Source organism: Cytobacillus praedii (assembly GCF_001439605.1).
GTDB lineage: Bacteria > Bacillota > Bacilli > Bacillales > Cytobacillaceae > Cytobacillus > Cytobacillus praedii.
In genome coordinates, this window is the sequence record NZ_LMBX01000012.1 from 124063 (window position 1) to 146384 (window position 22322).

Annotated in this window: 21 protein-coding genes and 1 pseudogene; 2 read left to right on the forward strand and 20 right to left on the reverse strand. The window is 37.9% G+C overall.

Annotation, left to right across the window (positions count from 1 at the left end; genetic code table 11):
* Positions 1–18: 18 nt before the first annotated feature.
* The 15 genes and pseudogenes from paaX to ASU02_RS14325 all read right to left on the reverse strand — a co-directional run bounded on the left by paaX (position 19) and on the right by ASU02_RS14325 (position 15675).
* On the reverse strand, positions 19–894 hold the full coding sequence (paaX, locus tag ASU02_RS14255) for a phenylacetic acid degradation operon negative regulatory protein PaaX (RefSeq protein ID WP_057764713.1): 876 nt from the start codon (positions 892–894) through the stop codon (positions 19–21).
* 147 nt (positions 895–1041) lie between these two features.
* The gene (locus ASU02_RS14260) at positions 1042–2244 is read right to left on the reverse strand and encodes a thiolase family protein (RefSeq protein WP_057764714.1); all 1203 of its coding nucleotides are present in this window, start codon (positions 2242–2244) and stop codon (positions 1042–1044) included.
* A gap of 2 nt (positions 2245–2246) precedes the next feature.
* Complete coding sequence (locus ASU02_RS14265) at positions 2247–3104, reverse strand: 3-hydroxyacyl-CoA dehydrogenase (protein WP_082631804.1); 858 nt, start codon at positions 3102–3104, stop codon at positions 2247–2249.
* A gap of 97 nt (positions 3105–3201) precedes the next feature.
* Complete coding sequence (locus ASU02_RS14270) at positions 3202–3975, reverse strand: enoyl-CoA hydratase-related protein (protein ID WP_057764715.1); 774 nt, start codon at positions 3973–3975, stop codon at positions 3202–3204.
* Positions 3976–3993: 18 nt separating this feature from the next.
* On the reverse strand, positions 3994–4773 hold the full coding sequence (locus tag ASU02_RS14275; RefSeq protein WP_057764716.1) for an enoyl-CoA hydratase-related protein: 780 nt from the start codon (positions 4771–4773) through the stop codon (positions 3994–3996).
* The gene (locus tag ASU02_RS14280; RefSeq protein WP_057764717.1) at positions 4766–5074 is read right to left on the reverse strand and encodes an EthD family reductase; all 309 of its coding nucleotides are present in this window, start codon (positions 5072–5074) and stop codon (positions 4766–4768) included. The genes ASU02_RS14275 and ASU02_RS14280 overlap by 8 nt, the downstream gene beginning before the upstream one ends.
* A 196-nt stretch (positions 5075–5270) precedes the next feature.
* Positions 5271–5762, reverse strand: a complete 492-nt coding sequence (paaD, locus tag ASU02_RS14285; RefSeq protein ID WP_057764718.1) for a 1,2-phenylacetyl-CoA epoxidase subunit PaaD — start codon at positions 5760–5762, stop codon at positions 5271–5273.
* Between the two features lie 48 nt (positions 5763–5810).
* Positions 5811–6620 carry a 1,2-phenylacetyl-CoA epoxidase subunit PaaC gene (gene paaC, locus ASU02_RS14290; RefSeq protein ID WP_057764763.1) on the reverse strand — a complete coding sequence of 270 codons (810 nt, stop codon included), beginning with the start codon at positions 6618–6620 and terminating at the stop codon, positions 5811–5813.
* Positions 6613–6969 carry a 1,2-phenylacetyl-CoA epoxidase subunit PaaB gene (gene paaB / locus ASU02_RS14295; RefSeq protein ID WP_057764719.1) on the reverse strand — a complete coding sequence of 119 codons (357 nt, stop codon included), beginning with the start codon at positions 6967–6969 and terminating at the stop codon, positions 6613–6615. Before paaB ends, paaC begins: the two co-directional genes overlap by 8 nt.
* A 26-nt stretch (positions 6970–6995) precedes the next feature.
* Positions 6996–7955 carry a 1,2-phenylacetyl-CoA epoxidase subunit PaaA gene (gene paaA, locus ASU02_RS14300; protein WP_057764721.1) on the reverse strand — a complete coding sequence of 320 codons (960 nt, stop codon included), beginning with the start codon at positions 7953–7955 and terminating at the stop codon, positions 6996–6998.
* Between the two features lie 296 nt (positions 7956–8251).
* On the reverse strand, positions 8252–9571 hold the full coding sequence (locus ASU02_RS14305) for a UDP-glucose dehydrogenase family protein (RefSeq protein WP_057764724.1): 1320 nt from the start codon (positions 9569–9571) through the stop codon (positions 8252–8254).
* 1 nt (position 9572) lies between these two features.
* The gene (gene galU / locus ASU02_RS14310; protein ID WP_057764726.1) at positions 9573–10478 is read right to left on the reverse strand and encodes a UTP--glucose-1-phosphate uridylyltransferase GalU; all 906 of its coding nucleotides are present in this window, start codon (positions 10476–10478) and stop codon (positions 9573–9575) included.
* 1371 nt (positions 10479–11849) lie between these two features.
* Positions 11850–12987 (reverse strand): annotated as a pseudogene (locus tag ASU02_RS26990) (glycosyltransferase family 4 protein); the annotation flags it as partial.
* Positions 12984–14084 (reverse strand): CotS family spore coat protein, encoded by a 1101-nt coding sequence (locus ASU02_RS14320; RefSeq protein WP_057764728.1) that lies wholly within the window; start codon positions 14082–14084, stop codon positions 12984–12986. The gene ASU02_RS14320 and the pseudogene ASU02_RS26990, both read right to left, overlap by 4 nt.
* Before the next feature lie 529 nt (positions 14085–14613).
* Positions 14614–15675 (reverse strand): glycosyltransferase, encoded by a 1062-nt coding sequence (locus tag ASU02_RS14325; RefSeq protein WP_057764730.1) that lies wholly within the window; start codon positions 15673–15675, stop codon positions 14614–14616.
* Positions 15676–16035: 360 nt separating this feature from the next.
* Here ASU02_RS14325 and ASU02_RS14330 point away from each other — a divergent pair, with 360 nt between their 5' ends.
* Positions 16036–17040, forward strand: a complete 1005-nt coding sequence (locus ASU02_RS14330) for an NAD-dependent epimerase (protein ID WP_057764732.1) — start codon at positions 16036–16038, stop codon at positions 17038–17040.
* Positions 17041–17188: 148 nt separating this feature from the next.
* Here ASU02_RS14330 and ASU02_RS14335 read toward each other — a convergent pair whose 3' ends face one another.
* The 5 genes from ASU02_RS14335 to ASU02_RS14355 all read right to left on the reverse strand — a co-directional run bounded on the left by ASU02_RS14335 (position 17189) and on the right by ASU02_RS14355 (position 21448).
* A complete protein-coding gene (locus tag ASU02_RS14335) occupies positions 17189–17560 on the reverse strand; it encodes a hypothetical protein (RefSeq protein ID WP_057764734.1) in 372 nt (123 codons plus the stop codon).
* Positions 17561–17863: 303 nt separating this feature from the next.
* Positions 17864–18742 (reverse strand): L-serine ammonia-lyase, iron-sulfur-dependent, subunit alpha, encoded by an 879-nt coding sequence (gene sdaAA, locus ASU02_RS14340; RefSeq protein ID WP_053475865.1) that lies wholly within the window; start codon positions 18740–18742, stop codon positions 17864–17866.
* A 244-nt stretch (positions 18743–18986) separates the two neighbouring features.
* A complete protein-coding gene (gene sdaAB, locus ASU02_RS14345) occupies positions 18987–19649 on the reverse strand; it encodes an L-serine ammonia-lyase, iron-sulfur-dependent subunit beta (protein ID WP_057764736.1) in 663 nt (220 codons plus the stop codon).
* Positions 19650–19687: 38 nt separating this feature from the next.
* A complete protein-coding gene (locus tag ASU02_RS14350; RefSeq protein ID WP_232426256.1) occupies positions 19688–20371 on the reverse strand; it encodes a helix-turn-helix transcriptional regulator in 684 nt (227 codons plus the stop codon).
* Positions 20372–20788: 417 nt separating this feature from the next.
* The gene (locus ASU02_RS14355) at positions 20789–21448 is read right to left on the reverse strand and encodes a DedA family protein (RefSeq protein WP_232426257.1); all 660 of its coding nucleotides are present in this window, start codon (positions 21446–21448) and stop codon (positions 20789–20791) included.
* 180 nt (positions 21449–21628) lie between these two features.
* Between ASU02_RS14355 and ASU02_RS14360 the strand changes: the two genes are divergently transcribed.
* Complete coding sequence (locus ASU02_RS14360) at positions 21629–22207, forward strand: YkoP family protein (protein WP_057764742.1); 579 nt, start codon at positions 21629–21631, stop codon at positions 22205–22207.
* Positions 22208–22322: the final 115 nt, after the last annotated feature.

Consider the following 22322-nt stretch of genomic DNA (forward strand, 5'->3'; position numbering starts at 1 on the left):
CTAGTGGTGACTGGGCCTTTATTCGAGGATGAGGGGGTGAGTTAGCACATTATACTCCTGATCCTTATTCTTCAGTTCATTTCCTTCTTGAAAAACACTTTCAAAAAAGCGAGAAGCTGGTTCAGCCAATTCTTTGTAATAATCGCCGAATAAAGACGCTGCATGACTGCCTAACCATTTCTCTGGAAGCAGTTCTTCTGGAAGACCTGGATCGACAAAGAGGAATTTACGGTATTCGTGTACAAGCTTTGTTCGTTCAACAAAGCACTCCGCATCTGTTATATTGCCTTTATGGATTTTATTTTTATCTATTATATATTTTTGACTGTATTCAGAAATGAAGTCCTGATACTTCGCATTGATTTCCTCTAAATTCCAGCTTTTTTCGACCAATCGTTTGTTTTCATGCGGTCCGGCATATTTTGAAATAAAAAAGTCTACATAGTCATCAATTTCATATTTCTCAATTAGATCAAAAACTTGTTTTTCTAAGTCATTTGCGGAAATCCAGCAGCTGTTCGAAAGTGTGCCAAACCCGCTCCAAACAAGCTCCTTTCTAAGTTCATCCCTTATATTCCTAATTTCCTCCGGAATGTTGTACATGAAAATTCTCCAATTCCCATCCCATTTTTCCGGCATTAATTTAAAAATCCGTTTTCCTGCCTCATCAATTCTTCTTTGTCCACGATCAGTCAATGAATAATAGCTTTTATTGCCAATCTTCTCAGACTGAACCCATCCCTGCTTATTCATTCTCGAAATAGCCGCTCTGACCGACTGATCATTATGACCAAACTCGCTTAATAGTCTGATTAAGCTGCCTATCCAAATTTTGCTTCCATAATGGGAAATATAATCTCCATATAATGTAAAAATCATTGATCTTGTATTCAACCTGCACACATCCTCATTTCATTTACAAACTTGTTCGGAAAAAATACGTTATATCTCTATTCTACTAAAAGATTTCTTTATTTTCCAAAAATATTTTTCCGAAATAACGATATATTAAGAGAAATATCCCCATACAGGTAAGCCTTGTTAAATATTTTCTACAATTGTCGATATTCCTTGTCCTACACCTATACACATTGTAGCGAGTCCATATTTTACTTTTCTTCTTTTCATTTCATATAATAGGGTTGTCAAAATTCTTGCACCGCTTGCTCCTAACGGATGACCAAATGCAATGGCCCCGCCATTTACATTTACTTTATCTGGATTTAATTCTAAAAGTTTCATACATGCAATCGATTGAGCCGCAAACGCTTCATTCAATTCAATTAAATCGATATCATCTACGCTGAGCCCGGCACGCTTTAGTGCCTTTCTTGTGGAATCAACTGGTCCAATCCCCATGACAGACGGATGAACACCTGCTGAAGCAGATACAATATATTTCCCTAAAGGCTTTAAACCAAGCTGATCTGCCTTTTTAGAAGCCATTAATAATAAAGCTGCTGCTCCGTCATTCACTCCTGAGGAATTACCTGCTGTAATCGTCCCATTCGGAAAAATAGGCTTAAGCTGTGTCAGTTTTTCTAATGTAGTTTCCGGTCGAGGATGTTCATCCCTTTCAGCCAAGCATTCAGTCCCTTTACGATCCTTAAATGTGACAGAAGCAATTTCTTCTTTAAAATACCCTTTTTGTATAGCTTCTCTTGCTCTCCGTTGGCTTTCTAAAGCAAACCGATCTTGTTCCTCGCGAGTTATCGCATATTCCCTAGCAACATTTTCCGCGGTCTCCGGCATGCTCTCTGCCCCATAGTTCGCACGTAAACGTTCATTTGTGAAACGCCAGCCGATTGTGGTGTCATATAATTCCATATTTCCTCTTGGGTACTCAATCTGTGGCTTTGCCATCACAAGCGGTGCGCGAGTCATGCTCTCTGTGCCGCCCGCAATAAATACTTCTCCTTCTCCAGCAAGGATAGCCCTTGCGGCATAATTAACCGCATCTAAGCCTGAACCGCAAAGCCGATTGACGGTCGAACCGCCAACTTCTACAGGAAGACCTGCAAGGAGTGATGACATGCGTGCAACATTACGATTATCCTCACCTGCTTGATTGGCATTTCCCAGAATCACTTCTTCAATTTCAGCTGGCTTTATTTCTGGATTCCTTTCTAACAAGGCTTTAATAACAATCGCACCTAAATCATCTGGACGCACACTTTTTAATATGCCATTGTACCGTCCAAATGGTGTCCTTACTGCATCAACAATAACAACCTCTTCTGACATCTTCAATCCTCCTTTCCCCGATAATCATATACACCTCTGCCAGATTTCCTGCCAAGCCTGCCTGCTTTAACATATTGCTCAAGGAGTGGAGCCGGACGATATTTTTCCCCTAATTTTGCATGGAGATAGTTTAAATTATTTAATCTTGTATCAAGACCAACAAGATCCCCTAGCTCAAAGGGTCCCATTGGATAATTCAGCCCAAGCTTGATGGCTTTATCAATCTCCTCTGGTGTGCCGACGCCTTCCTGGAGCATATAGAAGGCCTCATTCCCTACGAGCGCACTAATCCGACTTGTGACAAAGCCAGGAAATTCATTAATTACGACTGTCTCTTTGCCCATTTGTTCTGCAGCTCGCTTAATAGCGTTTGCAGTATCCTCGCTCGTCTCCAAGCCCTTTATAATCTCAACAAGAGGCATTTTATGCACAGGGTTAAAAAAATGCATGGCAATAACCTTATCTGGTCTTTTGGTAAAGGATCCTATTTCCGTTGGACTCATCGTAGAGGTGTTTGTCGCAAAAATACAATGTGCTTCGGCATGCTGGTCGATTACTTCAAAGATATTTTTTTTAATTTCCATTACTTCTGGAACTGCTTCAATAACTAAATCCGCTTCCATTACATTTTGAGATAGACTAATCGAGTAGTGGAGCCTTGTTTTTGCTGCCTCCATTTTTTCAGACGTCAGCTTCATTCGCAAAATTCCTTTTTCAAAAATGGCATTGATCTCTTTTTCTGCATTCTTCAGCTGTGTCTCATTAATATCGATTAAAGTTGTATGAAAACCACCTACTGCACTTACATAGGCTATCCCTCTTCCCATGACACCAGAACCTATAACAACCACTTTTTTCAATGATTTCACCCCTAACTTTAGAAATGCGGAAACACTGCGTTCATCCCGACAAACACAAGACGAGCACTAAATTGGCATTGTGCTCGTTCCATACTAATTATTTACCGGTAAATACCGGGTTTCTTTTCTCTAAAAAGGCATGCACACCTTCTCTATGATCTGATGTCAGACCTGCGATCCGCTGTGCCTGTGCATCCTTTTCCAGACCTTCTTCAAGAGAATGGTCCCAGCTAGCCTTTAAATTTTTCTTAATCAATCGAATGGCAGTTGTAGGCATAGCTGCCAGCTTTTCTGCAAATGCCGTTACCTCCATTCCCCATCTATCAAGCGGAATAACCTTTGTCGCAAGTCCTATATCTGCTGCCATTTGGGCAGAGATTTTTTCACCTAAAACAGCTAATTCCAATGCTTTTGCGTGTCCGATTAATTTAGGTAAATAATAAAGGTTCCCAGCATCTGGCACGAGGCCTACATGGATGAATGCCTCGATAAAACTCGCTTTTTCCGATAAAAGACGGAAATCACAGGCTAACGCGAGACTCATCCCAGCACCTGCAGCGACTCCATTTACAGCTGCAACAATTGGTTTTTCACACTTATGAAGCTCCATCACCATCGGATTGTAGCGGCGTCTTAAGACTTCCCCATGATCCATGTCTTCCTTTACCCCTGCAAGGTCTTCACCCGAACAAAAGGCCCGACCTTCTCCAGTTATTACTAGACAGCGAACCGCTGAATCTCTGTTTGCCTGCTTCACTGCACGCTCTAGATCTTTATTCAATTGCTCTGTAAAGGCATTCAATTTCTCAGGTCTATTTAACGTAATCAAGGCTACTTGATTATTGACTTCATATTTAACTGTTTCAAACATTGTGTATGTAGCCCCCCTCTATTTACCTTTAAAATTTGCCTTTCTTTTCTCTTGGAAAGCACTCATTCCTTCTTTTTGATCCTCCGTTGAGAATAAGAGATAGAAATTTTTGCGTTCAAATTGCATTCCTTCGTCCAAGGAAACATCCACTGCTTTAAGAACGGACTCCTTAATAAGCCGGATGGATAATGGTGCCTGATTTGCAACTTCCCCCGCAAACTTCAACGTCTCTTCCATGAGGACTTCTTTAGCGACAATGCGATTGATAATTCCAAATTGGAGGGCATCGCGTGCACCAATTCTTTTACCAGTAAATAGCCACTCCATTGCTTTTGTTTTTCCGACGAGTTTTGTTAACCGCTGTGTTCCTCCTGCACCTGGCATAACGCCTAGATTCACTTCAGGAAACCCAAATTCAGCATCATCAGCAGCTAAAAGCAAATCACAGCATAAGGCGAGTTCAAAGCCGCCGCCAAGAGCAAACCCCTGTACAGCACCTATAATAGGTTTCTTGATCCTCGCAAGGCGGTCCCAATCCTTGAATTGATTGCGAAGCTCAAAATCGATCGCATCATCAGCAGCCATTTCATCAATATCTGCACCAGCAGCAAATGCCCTTCCATTCCCGCATAATACTATGACACGAACTTGATCATTCTCATCAAAGTCTTCCATTACAGAAAGAATGTCGGACACCATCTGACGATTGATGGCATTTAACACTTTTGGACGATTCAAATTGATGAGGCCAAGCTTTCCGGTTATGGAAGCTTCAATACATTCATAGTGATTATTCATTCACTTCCTCACCAATCATTAGCGTAATGAGATCTCCCGCAAATTTCATCGCATCTTTTCCAGATGCTTTCCCTTCATCCGTTCTCATCGCTGTTTGCAACGCTTCATGACTGTCATAAAACATCTCGCACATTAAATAATATTTCCCTTCTCCCCCCATTGGGCTGCCTACTATTCTAGTAACCTCCATTTTTCGAAGTCCGGGTATTTTTGCTGTTAAGGGACCATGCGTTTCAAAATAATGCTTGTCAAAAGCCTCTTTATTTTCAGGATGCTTGTAAAGCGCGATTAGTTTTACCATTTGGACAACTTCCTCTCTCATTTTTATATTTTTGTCATTCGTTAGTTATTTTTGCGATAACTTATTTTTTCAAACAATCATTAATATTGCTAAACCTCATATTTATTTGCCAACAATCATTTATTTTTTACGAAACCTCTTATCTTTTTGAAAATTGTCCTTCATTTTTGCGTAGCCTCTATTTGCCCTCATTGCTCTACATTATGGTCGAGACAGGCTTCATCGCTTCAAATGGATTTTTACAAGATTTACAATATAGAATACTGCGGCAGGCAGTCGGACCAAAAATATTTTCTATGGTGGTATAAGTAGAGTCACAGTAAGGGCAATCAACGTGCCATTCGCCAGTTTCTGTTATCCTTTTAGGGGGTGGTGCAATTCCAAATTCCTTTAGCCTCAATCTTCCTTCATCAGAAACTCGGTCAGACGTCCAGGGGGGATGATATATAAATTGAACATCGATTTCTTTCATACTAGTCAATTCAGCTATCGAATCGACTACATTCTTATGGATAATATCCAGAGCAGGACAGCCCATAAAAGTTGGTAAAAGCTCAATTAAAACAGAGTCACCATTTACCTCTACTTTTTTAACCATCCCCAATTCAATAATGGAGATCGAATCAATTTCAGGATCCTTTACTTTCTGAAGCGCTTTCATTACACTTTTTTCTTTTTCTTGAGGCATTCTGCATCAATCCTTTGCATTTTTTACCGGGCCATTCCTCCTCTTTTCCTACCAGCTTGCAGCAGGATCGGTTTGATACACTTCCCTAAGAGTCAGCAAAGCATCCTCCAGATCTTTTATATGCACTCCCTTTCGTCCATCTCCACTCTGCGTGCCAAACTCTTCTGGCATTAACAGATTCACTGAATCAAAGACAGGCTTCATAGATTGCTTCCATTTCCCCTTAAGAATATTCTCAGACTCAATGATTTTAAATGTGGCTAGTTCTTTACCCAATGGCCCAAGTGAAAGAACACCAGCAAAATCATCCCAAACCCGATGAATAGCATCCTCCATTCTTTTCCTTGCTTCGCCACCAGCCTGCATCAATTGTACAAACCATGTTTTCCAATGCAAAAGATGATAATAAAGCTCCATATTCACTTTCAGCGCTGCATTTGCCAATGGATCATAAGATGAATTTTTCAAGGATTCCATACGGACCTTTTTCGCCTGGACATAGAAATAATTTCTGACAACAGCAAATGCCCAATCATAACTCGGCTTTGATAAATAATGACCAGGTCCATTCACCATTTCTAGCAATATTGCATTTTTCCGCACTTTTGCTGGACGTGCATGTGCAAGATCGTCCACATCACCTTCACCAAGGTCACTAAGTAACTGATAGAACATGGCTGCATGCCCCATCGTATCTTGGCTAATAGATGAAAATGCAACATCCTCCTCTATATGAGGAGCAAGACCAAGCCATTCTGAACCCCGATAGGCAAGAATGAAATCATCATCTGCCAGTTGATACAGGAGTGAAATTAATGAAGATTGATAGTCTTTATTCATTGGTTTCACATCAACCATTTTCACGTTTCTTCTCCTCTCCCCATGACAGAATTTCTTTCTCATCCAGCATCCCTTGTTCATAATGACGCCATTTTTTCTTTAAGTAGCCATATCCTTTTGTATTGCGATAATCCTTATTATCAAGCCTTTGCAATGATTGCTTTTCCTCACAATTCATTTTGCGGATATCTGAACGCTTCACAACCCAGATATCAGACACCGGCTCTCTCCTCATAAAATTTTCCTGTGCCATAATCAGAGCAAGCTCACTGTTAGGTGCCAGCAAAGAAAATTGATATTGAAGTGGAGCGGTATCCGATCGTTTGCTAAAAACCTCGAATTCCTGATAAAATCCTTCACTGCTCAAAAGGTTCTCTCCTTTCTGGACTCTTCTTATTTAGCCATGTTCAAAGCTTCTCGTACCCACTGATTTTCAATATATGCGGTCTTCCGAAGCTCCAAACGATCCTTTGATTTTGGTCCATTATTCTTTATGATTTCTTTAAAGCGATTCCAATCTGGCTGTTTGTATACCCAAACCTCTTTCTCCTTATCAAAATGCATCGTTTCATCTGGCAACGTCAGCCCTAGTGATAACACCCTTGGAATATATTTTGAAAAGAAGTCCTGCCTTAGCTCCTCGTTTGTTTTTGTCCGGATCCGATATTTAATCGTTATATCCTGCTTTGATGTGCCAGTTGTTGATGCATCTGCAGGGCCAAAAAACATAAGAAGCGCTTCCCACCAACGATTGACTGCCTCTTGAACCATTGTGCGCTGTTCATTTGTGCCTTCTGCCAATGCCATAATAATGGCTTCTCCATGTTGGGCATGAAATACTTCTTCAGCACAAATTCTTTTTAATGCACGTGCATAAGGACCGTAAGAAGCATTTAGCATATTTGTTTGTGAAATAATCGCTGCTCCATCAACAAGCCATCCAATTAGTCCCGCGTCTCCCCATGTGGGCGCCTCCATATGGAATACATTATGAAATTTCAGGCGGCCGCTAAATAAATCTTCCATAATATCCTCACGTGTTTTTCCTAAAGGCTTCATTAAGTCTTCAGCCACTCGAAGCAATAGCTGGCCATGCCCCATTTCATCCTGCACTTTAGCCATAATGCCTAACTTTCTTTTTAATGAAGGAGCTTTTGGCACCCACTCTTTTTCAGGCAGGGCCCCCATAATCTCACTAATTCCATGCATGGAGATCAGTTTGATTAGTGTGAAGCGATATTCATCTGGCATCCAATCGTCTGCTTCAATTTTTTCACCTGCCTCAATCCGCTTTAAAAAATGTCCGTATTTTTCCTGTTCAGTTAATTGGTTTGAAAAAATAACATCCGACAATGCCTACACCCCCTAATAATTTTCTTTTAAAAATATTATATTTGCATATAACGTTTATTAGACGTTACACCTTTTAAATGTCATATATATTTAACACAAAGATACCGTGTTAACAGGTAAAAGTCAATTAGTTTTCAGAAAATTAAATAATTTTTTTAAACATAAGAACACCTGCTGACTCAGTTGAAAATCAGCAGGTGTTCGCTCAACTTCTTTCCTTCTATTTTATAATTAACTGCTTCCTCTATCAGCAAGTGGTATTCATATAAACAGATGGTCCAGCCACTTTTATACATTTATTTTTTTTCTATCAAAATAGCCGGTCTTCCTATTGGATAATATTCTATAGCCTCACATTCTCTTACACTTTCTTCATCTAAACAATTTCTTCCATCAAAAATGATTGGATGTTTCATATTTTTCAGCAGGTTTTCCATGTCCACGTTCTTAATTTCTTTCCATTCTGTGATAATAAAAACAGCGTCGGAATTTAGAGCTGCTTCATTGATTGAGCTGGAGTACGTGATGGTATCCCCTAATATCTTTCTGGCATTTTCCTTTGCAACAGGATCATATGCAGCCACTTTTGCACCAAGGTTTGTTAATAGTCGCGAAATTTTAATAGATGGCGCTTCCCGCATATCATCTGTCTCTGGCTTAAAAGCGAGACCAAGCAGCGCAATCTTTCTTCCTTTTAAGTCACCAAAACGATTCACTGCTTTCCTGACAAGGGTTTCCTGCTGAAGATCATTAATAGCAATGGTCTCCTTTAGCAGAGAGAAGTGAACTCCATGTAAATCGGCAGTATGAAGCAATGCTTTAACATCCTTCGGGAAACATGATCCTCCGTATCCAATTCCTGGACGAAGGAAAGTCTCTCCAATCCTTTTATCTTTCCCCATCCCTTCAGCAACCTCTTTAATATCCGCTCCTACTGCTTCACATAAGTTTGCAACTTCATTAATAAAGCTAATCTTTGTCGCTAAAAATGAATTGGAAGCATATTTAATCATTTCCGCACTTCTAATGCTTGTTAATAAAATTGGAACATTCAATGGACGATACATCTCTAGAATTTTATTTGCAGCCTCTCGTTTTTCATAGCCAATAATTATTCGGTCAGCTTGCATTGTATCTATTATGGCAGAACCTTGCCTGAGAAATTCTGGATTTGAAATAATCTCAATGGCTGCCTGTTTGCTGCAGCGTTCATCTAAAATGCTTTTAATATATTCATTGGTACCAACTGGCACTGTACTCTTTAATACAACAATAGCACTCTCTTCTAAATGAATTGAAATATCCTGCACCGCTTGCTCGAGATACGATAAATCAGCTGCACCATCATTCTTTTGCGGTGTTCCTACAGCAATAATAATGATTTCGGCACCTTTTAACCCATCTCGATGGGATGTTGTAAATTCCATTCTCCCCGCTTGAATATTTTTAATAAGTAAATCTTCAAGGCCAGGTTCATAGATGGGGGATATCCCTTGAGTAAGATAATTAATTTTTTGTTCATCCAGATCAATACATACAACTCTGTGACCAATTTCGGACAAACACACACCTGTAGACAGCCCAACATAACCTGTACCTATAATGGCTACATTCATCTTATTCAAGCTCTCTTTCTATATATAGATGATTTTCCTTGTTGATTATTTCCTTTAAATACTCAAGAACTAGTTCCCTAGTATCGCCTCTTTGTAAAGCAAAATCTACCGTTGCCTTAATAAACCCTATTTTCCCTCCAATATCATAGCGAGTTCCTTCAAAATTATAAGCGTATACTGCCTGCTGCTTGTTTAATTCATGTATAGCATCCGTCAGCTGCAACTCATTTCCATGTCCAGCTGGAAGCTTTTCGAGAATGTCAAAAATCTCGGGCCTTAACACGTAGCGGCCCATAATGGCATATCTTGAAGGAGCCTCTTCTATACTTGGCTTCTCTACTAATGAATCAATGCAGAAAAGATTCGGCTCAAGTTCATTCCCTTTTGGCTTGATAATCCCATAATTACTTACTTCCTTCGCAGGGACACTTTGGACAGATACCACTGAGGAATTATAGTATTCGTAAACATTGATAATTTGTTTCAAACAAGGTATTTCAGACATCATAATGTCGTCCCCTAACAGGACCGCAAAGGGTTCATTGCCAATGAAGCTTTTCGCACATAGAATCGCTTCTCCTAGACCCTTTGGCTCCTTTTGGCGGATATAATAAATAGTTGCCATGTTAGATATTTTCTGGATTTCTTCTAATAATTCGAATTGCTTTTTATTTAATAGTGCTTGTTCAATTTCATATGATTTATCAAAGTGATCCTCTATTGACTTTTCCCCTCGCCCTATTATGATAGCAATCTCATTTATTCCTGAAGCTACCGCTTCCTCCACAACATATTGTATTGTCGGTTTATCAATAATCGGCAGCATTTCCTTTGGCTGAGCTTTTGTAGCAGGCAAAAAGCGAATCCCAAGGCCCGCGGCGGGAATGATGGCTTTTCGAATTTTCATAAACTGCCTCCCTATTTTTTCCTTAATCTTTTATATGCAAGTAGATAATTACCGCTACGTTAAAAGCCTAACAACTGTGCATAAATAACAGGTTTATTTAAATACTGTAAAACGTGTTAGGTTAACTAACCTGCTATCTTTCCTCGTACTAAACAAGGTACTTTTCTGATATTGGCGATTTACTTGCCAATATACTGCAATAAAAAACTCCTTTACCCAAATGGGCATGGAGTTTTATTTAATCTAATGGATGCTATAACAGCCATTTTGCCCTTTTCCTCTGTGTGATTAGTATCTTGGTTGTTTCCCTTCTCATAGGAGCAGTTTTTTACGTCATTGATTATTTTCTGAATTGCACGAGCTTGAGCAGCATGGCATTTTCTTCGGCTGACACGGTTGCCAATTATTTATCTTTCCGATGATTGTCAGGATCAATATAGCGGCCCCTCATAACTGAATAACTTTCTTCATTTTTGTAGCGGCCTTTCATTACAGAGTAGGAGTTATCCCCTTGATAACGATCTTTTTTAGACAATCGCTGTTTTTGGGAAGTGATATGAGATTGTGTGTGGGGTTTATTATGCAGATTTGTTTGTAGGACTTTTGATTGTTTAGTTGAATATTCACTAGGCTTCTCGATTTCTTGTTCTTTTTGATTTTCAAAATTGTTTTGTGTGTTCTTCATATTAGACGCTTCAGCAGTTTTATCGGTATTTTCCTGAACTACATAATTAGATATCGTTTGTAAAAAATCTTCCCAAATGACAAGAACCTCAGATGTGATTTCTCTTCCTTTATCCCCCACTTTCTTCATTAATGACTCATTTGTCAATATATCCATAATTTTCCCGCCAAAAAGACTTTGGAGATTATTGTTTAGTTTAGTTTGAGCAGCGTCAGATTGTTTACCAGTGGACTCATTGTCAATTTTTTGTTCTTCTTGATTCTCAAAAGATTTATGCACTTCTTTCGTAGCAGGGACTACAGAAGTCTTAACGGTACCTTGCGGTGGTACATTGTTAGATAATAATTGCATTAACCCCTTCCCAATTTCAGGGAATTCGGTGGCTAGTTCTTTTACTCCCTTTCCTAATCCTCTTATTAATAATTTGTATAGCAATATTTCTTCATTGTTTTCTTCATATATACCTTGGGGTTTATCGGTCGGTTCACTTTGAGGGATGTTAGGCTGTTTAGTAAGGGATTCACTAGGAATCTCAAATTCAGGCTCACTACCAAGCATACTACCTACTTTAGCATTCTCAAATTCTTGTTCTCCTTGATTTTCTAATTCATTATGCATTTCAAACGTAATAGGTACTTCAGCCGAGACTGCTTCTTCCTTAAGTACCTGATTGGCCGGCATTTGGATAGATTGCTCCCAAATATCAAGAACCTCAGAAGCTACTCTATCATACTTATAAATAGAAACCGCAAGCTCTCTCCCTCTTTCTCCCATTCTCCTCATCAGTGACTTATTCGATAATATTTCCGCAATTTTTTCTTCAAAGCAGCCAGGATCCTCTGGATTTTCCACAACAAGGCCGTTCTCTCCAGAAAGTATTACTTCGGGATTTCCCCCTCTTGCAGTTGTCACGATAGGCAGACCAGCAGCCATCGCCTCATAATGCACCCGTGCCAGTGGTTCTTGCCATATTGATGTACACACAAAAATATCAGCTGCAGCAAACCAGTTTTGAATTTCATTTGGTGCAACAAAACCTGTTGTTACCACGGGGATCGGCAGTTTCTTTGCTAATGATTTTACATAGGCAATATAATCCGAAATGTCATCTTGACTAAACCATTTACTGCCAACGATAACTAAGGCTAAATCATTAAATTTTCTCGAAAGATTTGGAATTGCCCTAATTAGCCTGTCTACTCCTTTATTATTGGAAAGTCTCCCAGCAAATAAAATAACCGTCTTGTTTTCTAAGCCATGCGCCTTGCGAATATCGCTGCGTGTTTTTTGCATCTTTGGATGATTACCAGGTAAAAACCGGCTGGAATCCACGCCAGAATAAATTGTACTGATCTTGGCCGAAGCCTCAGGATATAAGGTTCGAATGACATCACCAATATATTCACTGACAGTTACAATTTTAGAGACTTCATTTAAAGCTAATTTCGCTTCTTCGGGATTGATCTTTTCCGGATTGAACATGTCATTATGCATACTTAGGGTTATTCTTGAATTAGGTGACACTTGTCTAACAGGCATGACTAATAGAGGGCGGTTAAATATATGGATGAGGTCAAAATGATTAGATTCAAGATAACGAATGACCTCTTTTCTGTATAAATCAAATATTTTTCCCGGTACACGAACATAATGGATGCCATCTACTGTTTCTTGATCCGGAAGTAATGCATCATTTACTCCTAAAACACTAATATCGTGGACTTTACTTAAATAAGGCAGAATGCCGGATATATAGGTTTGGATGGCACCTCCCATTATTGGCGGAACCGGAAGCTTTTCGGTACAAATCATTAACACTTTCATGCTTGATTTACTCCCTTCCAATCGTCTTTAATTTCTTCCAATGCTGGCCACTTTGACTGGTCGGTATCTACTATGGTTTGGATTAAGGCTGTTGCAGTATCATCGAGAAATAATTCAGGTTCATATACTACCTCTTTAATATTCTTGTAAAATTCATTCGGAAGGGATAAATCAATCATTAGGATATCGTATAGTTTCGTTGAAATTGGGTATTCCTCATTGTAAGCCTTGATCATCTCTCTTATCCAAGATGCATCCCAATTATACAAGTCCGCCATCGTACCAGTAATCAGTTTTGTTAAATCACGAATTGGCAGATCATATGCAACTCCGTCTAAATCAATAATCCACATGCCATTAGGACCCATTTGCCCATTTGACCAGCCATAATCCTGATGGACTAATCCCCAGTATTCATTACCCTGCTGTGCAAGCTCCCAATAGCTTGATTCATTCAATCTTTCTAAGCTATTTCTTGCCTGTTTTTCGAATACATCTATAACATTCAGTAAATATGGACTTGCAGGCATTTCTTCATATGCTTTGCCAATATTTCGAAACCAGTCCATTTTGTTCATTATTTTTTCATAGCTTTTTGGCCATTTAAATAATCTAGAAGCAGTTTCAGCTCCTTGAGGAGGAACATAGCCCTTGGTTAATCGGTGGAATTCTCCAAGAGCGCTACAAAGGAGTTTGGCTCCATCCAAATCTTTTGTAACAGGCTCCAATGGTAAAATCCACTCAGCTACGAACCAAAGCTTTCCTCCTGCCTCAACATACGGTGCACCATCCTTTGTTTTTATAATCGGCGGTACCCTTGCCTTTTGCACATTAACTAAATATTCCTGAGCTCCTAAGCTAAACAGACTTCTAGTGGGTCTTCGGTGTAGTAATTTTAAACTCTTTGGCCCAGAACTCGTTTCTAGTTTCCAGATCGCTCCTCCTTTATCCGGCTTAGTAGTAACCACCTCAATGCTTTGAACAGCAAAGTCATATGACTGAAGAACATCATTTGCTAGTTCAGTAATATAGTCAGGAATAAAAAACTCGTGCACAAGTTCATCAACTTCCCATGGGACGATTTGTAAGTTTTTCATATTACTCCTCCTTTGAAGTATCATGAATCTTTTATAAATTATGTTAATAAACTATATTTGTATAGGACAAATTAATTAGATTTGCATTTTAAAGCTGTTAAATGGAGTGATAACAGCATACGAAAGCTATAATACTTATCTTGCTGCATGAATAATTGTCTTTTGTCATTACACCGTCCCCATTTGCTGTTGTTCTATTTTATTATGCAAGAACTCTGTTCACCTTTTACTTTTTCTCTATATAAAATGGACAGATGATTTGTTAAATAAATATGAATATGGGTGTACAAGGGAAATATAAGAAGAAGAGAAAAGGGGGAATTTACTACCCATTTACTAAAGCCCTTTTATTACAAGCTCTTCAGTAAAAATACTTGATAAGTAGTGTATTTCTATTGCTGGCTTGTATTCTGATAGATTCATACATTATATTTTCAAATCACAAGTTTTTTTACGATTGCAATTGGACACCTGATCTTCAAAATTTTCATTTTTGAAAAACATAGCTTCCGTATTGAATTCTCGAAGTTTAATTCCCATATAACAATTCGTCATAATATTTCGCCTGCAGCTGCAGCTGCTTATTTTGGTCAAATTTCTGTTCAATTTTATTACGGGCTCTGATTGTGTATTCTTTCCACAGTTCCCTGTTATTCAGCATGAATTCAATTGCCTCTGCCAGTTCATTTACATTATTTTCCTTTACCAATACTCCATCTTCGTTATGTGTAACTAGTTCAGGGATTCCAGCATGAAAAGTTGAGATGACAGGTACTCCTGTTGCCATAGCTTCTTTTATTGTATTAGGGATCCCTTCCACATCACCATTAGAAGCTTCAAGACTTGCCGCACAAAAAAGATCAGCTCTTGCCATATGATCATGTACTTTATCTTTATGGAGATAATTTAATAGCCGAAAAGACTCCCCTAGATTTAGCTGATTAGATAATGTTTTCAAATAACTTTCAAGTTCTCCTCTTCCGATAATGGTGAGAGTGGCATTTGGAAATTTATCCTTTATTTTTTGAAAAGCTTGCATCAAGATATGATGACCCTTTTTTTCAACAAACCTTCCTATGGATAGAATGTTTTGTGAGCCATCCAGCTTCGGCTGCCGGTATTTAAATTGATTCAGGTCAACACCGCCATATAAAATTCTTATTTTTTCACCAGGACAGCCCCATAAACTAATTTTATCTGCAAGATACTCACAAACAGGAAAAAAACGTTCGCCCTGATCAAAAAGCAATTTCATATTCCCTAAATAATTTACAGGCTGGTTTGCCAGGGTTGCATCTCTTCCCCTAATGCTTGTTACTAATGGAAGATTTGTCCTTTCTTTGAAAGGGAGCAGTAATATACCAAATTGACCATGGTGAGCATGTAAAAGAGATATATTATTCTTAGTTACATATTCTTTTGGGGAGGAAATTTCATTTAAATAATGAACCTTCTCATTCAGAAGGGAATTATCTACCATATACTCAGGCAGGCGGATTAAATGAATGTATTCATAGCCAGGAACTTGCCGAATCTGCGGAATATATTGAGTTGGATCTACTCTTAAATTTAAATGCATAGCAGTAGGCAAAAAAATCTTCTCCTTTCGTTCAAAATCAGAAAACTTCTGGTCCTTTCCAAATAAAATATGCACGATTTAACTAGATAGCTTGGGCTAATAGGAATTTTTAATTCGTTTGTTTCAGCGGTAACAGCTAAAAACACAATGACAGCCATGTCAGAAAATATTTTTTCACGATTATATTTGCCCATCCTTTAGGATAGTAGGCTCACGCATATACATATAGTGATCTACTGAATATATAATGTGTAAGCTTAAACCTACATTCCCTTTTAAAGGAGCAAAAAAAATGAAGATTCAATACAGTAATAGATGCTTTGGAAAAATACAAGTTCTAAATCTAGTGATTCGAAAAAGAGAAGAAACACAATGAATATATTGGTAACGGGTGCAGCAGGGTTTATTGGGTTCCACCTATCAAAGCGCTTGTTAACCCTTGGTTATCATGTTATTGGTGCAGATAATCTAAACGAATATTATGATATTCGTTTAAAGCAAGACCGTCTAAAACTACTAGAAAAAAACAAAAACTTCAAATTTTATAAGATCGATTTGACCAATAGAGAAGAGGTAAATGAAATTTTCAAAGCTAAAACGATTAAAATAGTTGTAAATTTGGCAGCTCAGGCTGGAGTGCGTTACAGCCTAGAGAACCCGCATTCCTATATTGAATCAAATCTGATCGGATTTATGAATATTTTGGAAGCATGCAGACATTATGGTGTAGAACACCTGATTTATGCTTCATCTAGTTCCGTTTATGGAGCAAATAAGAGTATTCCATTCTCTTCCAATGACTCAGTTGATCATCCAGTCAGTTTATATGCTGCAACAAAAAAAGCGAATGAATTAATGGCTCATACTTATAGCCATCTATTCAATATACCTGCTACAGGTCTTCGTTTCTTTACGGTCTATGGTCCTTGGGGCAGACCTGATATGGCATATTATTCGTTTACGAAAAATATTATAGAGGAGAGATCTATAAAGGTATTTAATAATGGAGAAATGCGAAGAGATTTTACTTATATAGATGATATCGTCGAAGGCATAATCCGCTTGCTTAATCACCCGCCAAAATATAACGAAAATTGGGATAGGCAAAATCCAATTCCAAGTTCAAGCTATGCCCCATATAAAATATACAATATCGGCAACAATCAACCAATTAAATTAATGGATTTCATCCATACATTAGAGAGCTTAATTGGCAAAAAAGCAAAAATAGAATTTGCACCTATGCAGCCAGGAGACGTAAAGGAAACCTATGCGGATATATCCGATTTACAGACCGATGTGGGGTTTTATCCTAAAACATCCATTGTTCAAGGTTTACATCAATTCATCGATTGGTACAAAGCATATTATAAGTGACCCTTCCAACAATTCTGGAGGGTTACATCCAGTTATAACTTGAATTTTTTGTCCGTAAGTTTAGTAGTAAAAAGATTCTTATTTTTTATGGTTTCTTTTGAGGAAAATAAAAAAAGCGCTTTTTTAGCGCCTCGTGATTATGCATAGTTTAGCTTACTTTATTATTTTTCCCTTCAATCATTAAGATTGCTTCTTCATTTTTTGCAATTTTCGTTAATTGTGCATCTAAACGCTGATTGATTACACCTAATTCTTCTTGAAGGACTTTATTAAATGAATTGCCTTTAAAAATTTGGAAAAAGTCCTTAAGGACATCTGTTTGGAATGAATCCATTTTCTCCAATATCTCCTTAATATCAGTCAAATCAATTTGATTCACTTCTACTCTATGTTCAATGCTGTCCATTTTTTCTAAGCGGTCCAGCCTATGTTCAACTGTTTTAATGTTTTTTCCGATTTCAGCTATTTCATTCTTCATTTCATTCATGCCAGATAATATCTGCTTTAGTATCTCCTCCATAAGTATCGCTCCCTGCTTTTTTGGTAATTTTATATTATCATTGTTCCTATAAGGAATCTGTGTATATTTATTTACACTTTTTTTAATCTTCTATGAAATTTATGGAAATCTTTATTGTTGATAAAAAAGTAAGTAAAAATTGACTGCTAACAGCCTAGCATATAAATATCATTATATCTTCATCTCTGTGCTAGTTATTCTTCCCGTCATATATGCTTGAACAGGTCATCAACCGATCATTTACTTTTTACAAATAAAAAGCCTAAACCCTTTTTTAAAAAGGATCCAGGCATAAATGTACAGCTAATTTTTCTTTCCAAAAATCTCAGCTTCCAGCCTTCTTCCAGTTGGCGTGGCAGCAAGTCCACCTTCAGCGGTCTCTCTAAGTGCAGACGGCATAGATTGCCCAATAAGGAACATCGCATGTATGACTTCATCACATGGAATTCGGCTTGTAATTCCTGCTAAAGCCATATCGGCAGCCGTCATCGCATTAGAAGCACCCATGGCATTTCTTTTTACACAAGGAACTTCTACTAATCCAGCAACAGGGTCGCAAACAAGACCTAGCATATTTTTCAATGTAATCGCCATCGCTTCAGCTGCTTGGCGCGGTGTCCCGCCAGCCAGCTCAACAATCGAAGCAGCAGCCATTCCACTTGCAGATCCTACCTCAGCCTGACAACCGCCAGCAGCCCCTGATATGGACGCATTATTCGCTACAACAAATCCAAAGGCTGCGGAAGTGAATAAGAATTCAATCATTTCCATTCTTGTAGGATTTAATACTTCTTTCACGGCAAATAATGTACCTGGAACAACTCCAGCTGAACCAGCAGTTGGTGTTGCGCAGATTGTACCCATGGCAGCATTGACTTCATTTGTTGCAACCGCTTTGCTCACAGCATCCAATAAGATATTTCCAGATAAAGCTTTTCCACTTTGAATGTATTTCTGCAGAAGGACCGCATCCCCTCCTGTTAAACCGGAAACAGAGGTTACACCGTTCAACCCTCGTTCTACCGCTTGTTCCATCACAGTTAGGTTTCGATCCATCTTTGCAATAATCTCTTCTCTTGATAGACCTGTCACTTCAATTTCCTGCTGAATCATAATTTCTGCTATTTTCACTTGTTTACTTTCCGCAAGTTCAACAAGTTCCGCTACGTTTCTGAATAACATGATTTCACCCCTAATTCTTGGCTGCTTTCATTTTGGTTTAATAATACACAACGTACTTTTTTAAAAGATAAGAAACTATAATATTGGAGTTAGAGAGTTGTCTAGCTGCAGCGCCTATCAAACTTCAGGCCATCTCTACAATGATAGCGTCAACTTCAGTTTGCTCTCGCTCACCGTATTTCCTTTATCGAAAGACCAGTCCTTCTGCGTTTGTACGGCGATGATCATTGCGCTTGCGTTTTTCTTAGTCGACCATTCTAATTGTCTGCGTTACATTTGGCAGCTTTTCAATCTCTTTCATGATCTCTTGGTCAATTTTTTGGTCGACTTCTATAACCATTAATGCCATTTTCCCTTTTTCCTTTCGGGAAACTTCCATATGTCCAATATTTATTTCATGATTCGCTAATATTTGAGTTACAGCTGAAATCACGCCAAACTGATCATTATGAACAACAAGAATCGCTGGATGTTCACCAGATAATTTCAATTCAAAGGAATTTAGCTCTGTTATTTCAATTGTTCCACCGCCAATCGAAATTCCAACAACCTCTAAATCACTTTGGTCATCATATAAATTAATCCGAACCGTATTCGGATGTTCTGTCACTGTATCTTCTACCTGAAAAACAACTTCCATGCCTGCTTCCTCTGCAAGCTGAAGAGAAGTTGGGATGCGCTCATCAAATGTATCAAAATCTAATAACCCGCCGACGATTGCCACATCTGTTCCATGTCCTTTATACGTTTTTGCAAATGAACCATATAATGAAATCACTGCTTTTTTCGGCAATCGGTTAAATAATGTTCTGGCGACACGGCCAATCCTCGCTGCACCTGCTGTATGTGAGCTGGAAGGACCGATCATAACGGGTCCAATGATGTCAAAAGCTGATCTATATTTCATTTCATAAGCTCCTTTATTTATAATTAAATGGATGGTGATTACTTGTGCTCAGCAAGCTCCTCAGTCTGGAACTCATTCATCGTCCTAATTTTTTGCAGATAATTATATACGGTAAACTTAGACACGCCTAATACGGATGCAACATATTCAGTCGCTCCCTTTATAAGAAATGTCCCCTTCTCTTCAAGCTGGCGAACACATTCCACCTTCTCATCTAAACTCATAAGTGATGGTGCTTTTTTAAAACCATGGAGAACTTGCTCAACCATTTCATGTGTCACATCCTGAACAGAGGTAAAGAAGCTTTCTGATTTTGCCTGCTGCTCATCAAAATTGATAAATTCTTCAATTTCTCCGCCGAATTGCATGAGGAGGCTGATATCGTAATTTATACATAATGCGCCAATCACTTTTCCTTCCTGATCACGCAGGAAAATAGTAGCCGATTTCATGATATTCCCTTTCTTCGATTGCGTTTTATAATTAGGAATATCTTCTATATCTCTTTTCTGTTTTGCCAATTCATTTAGGACAAGATCTGTTATAGGAGATCCAATTTCTCTCCCTGTCACATTTCCTGCAATATGAATGAGTGATTTCTTGAGATCAGCAAAATCATGAACAGCTACCTCACAACGGGAACCGAACATTTTCACAAGCATATCGGCTGTGCGAATTGCTAAATCAAAAATCGGCTGATGAGATTCCTTCAATTCTGACACTTCCCTTACATTTATGTCGGTTATCTTTATTAATAAGTTAATAACATTCTATAAACTCATCATACCACAATAAATAGATAGTTAAAATAATATTTTAATAGCTACAAAAAAATTGTAAAACGCAAAAAATCCAAACTAAAAACTGAGCATTTCCGATATTTCATAATGGTCAACACAGATCTTAAGTTTATTAAATTTATTCAAACGAATTACTTGATCCATTTCTATTAAGGATACATTCCTCAGCATCCATAAATGAATAAATATAAATTTTTCAATACTCCTGACTTAATAGGTAATAAAAAAATGCTCCCCCACGCCAATTTAAGGATTACTTGAAAGGATTAAGGTAAAAAGCATCGCTTCAAGATATTAAACTTCTTGGAAAAAGGCATGGGATAAATCATTGACAGTTTCCTACGATTTCCCTTTTTGAATGTCTATCCTTTTCTTCAACTGACTACGCCATTTTAAAAAGAGAAAAATAATTAACATAGTAAATAATATGATTAAGATAAACTTCATAAAATGTTCTATCCAAGTAAAAACTAACTGCCATTGATTACCGAACACATAACCGATACCGATGAATATGGAAACCCATAAGGATGCCCCTGTATATGCATATAATGCAAAGGTTCGATATGGAACTTGAATAATGCCCGCAAAGTAGCCGTTGAACTGCCTGACCCCTGGCAAGAAGAAACCAAATAAAAGCATTTTGTTGCCATATTTCTCGTAAGTTATTCTTGTTTTCTTTATATATTCTGGTTTCAGGAATAGCCATTTTCCGTATTTTTCGATAAGCGGCATACCCAGCTTGTTTCCAATCCAATATGCTATTGATACTCCGAGAATCGTTCCAGAATATGCCATTGCTAAAGCTGGCAGAAGTTCGAGAACATTCTTGTGGGCTAAATATCCGGTGTATGCAAGTGTTGAGTTTCCTGGAGGTATCGGAAGAGCAATTAATTCCAAGGGCAGACCGAATAACAACACAAAATATCCATATTGAGCAAACAAACGTTCAATGAATTCCATAAACTCTCCCCATTCTTGTTTACTTACTTCATTCATTTGTTAAACCTATAAAATTATAGTTTGTTTACTTATCGACTTTATACAGAAAAAAGTGATTAACCAAGATAGCTGAATATCTTTGTTAATACCTAATTCAGGCCTAAATTACCATAAGTAAAGATTTCTTTTTTTGATAAAAATAATATAAAAATGGGTAAGAAAAAGGAGTATAGGAACATGAGGGATTTCTTAATCTCCATTTGGTTTATAATCGATCCTTTTTATTTGAAGTGCACTCGTCTTACATTCCCTTCTTGTAAGGAGAGGAACATTTTTCGAGTGAGGTTAACAAAATATAAAGGCAGGAATATTATTCTTTCAGATGGGACATTGATAAACAAAAATGATACATTAGTTAAGATTCATCTTCACAATGTTAGACTGCTAAAGGAATTTAGAAACATTAACAGTGAAATTAGAAAAGCAAAAATGATTTATAGGTACGTTCAAATGTCTTTACCCGGAATAGAAAATTATATTCAAAATCATACTCATTCTAAAAAGATCAAAGGGATCGTTGGAATAACCATGTTAATCAAAGGCAGTGAAAGACTCGGATTTGAGATTATTGACATTTCTCATCCTATCTATAAATGGTTTAAACGATTCGCTTTCTTGCCAATCGAGATTTTATCAAGCAAAAAAACATCTGCCTGGGATGTACTTAAGCACCATAATCCAAGCTATTTATTTATGTCTACAAATAAATTATCTAAATATGTTCAGGCATGGAGTGAGAAAAATTCTTTGTTATGATAATTTTTTATAAAAAAAGAAAAAGCTGTTAATAACAGCTTTCAGATTGTCGACAAAAGGGGTTCGGAATGGTCTCATTCCGAACCCCTTTTTATAAAAAAGTCCTTAATTTTTT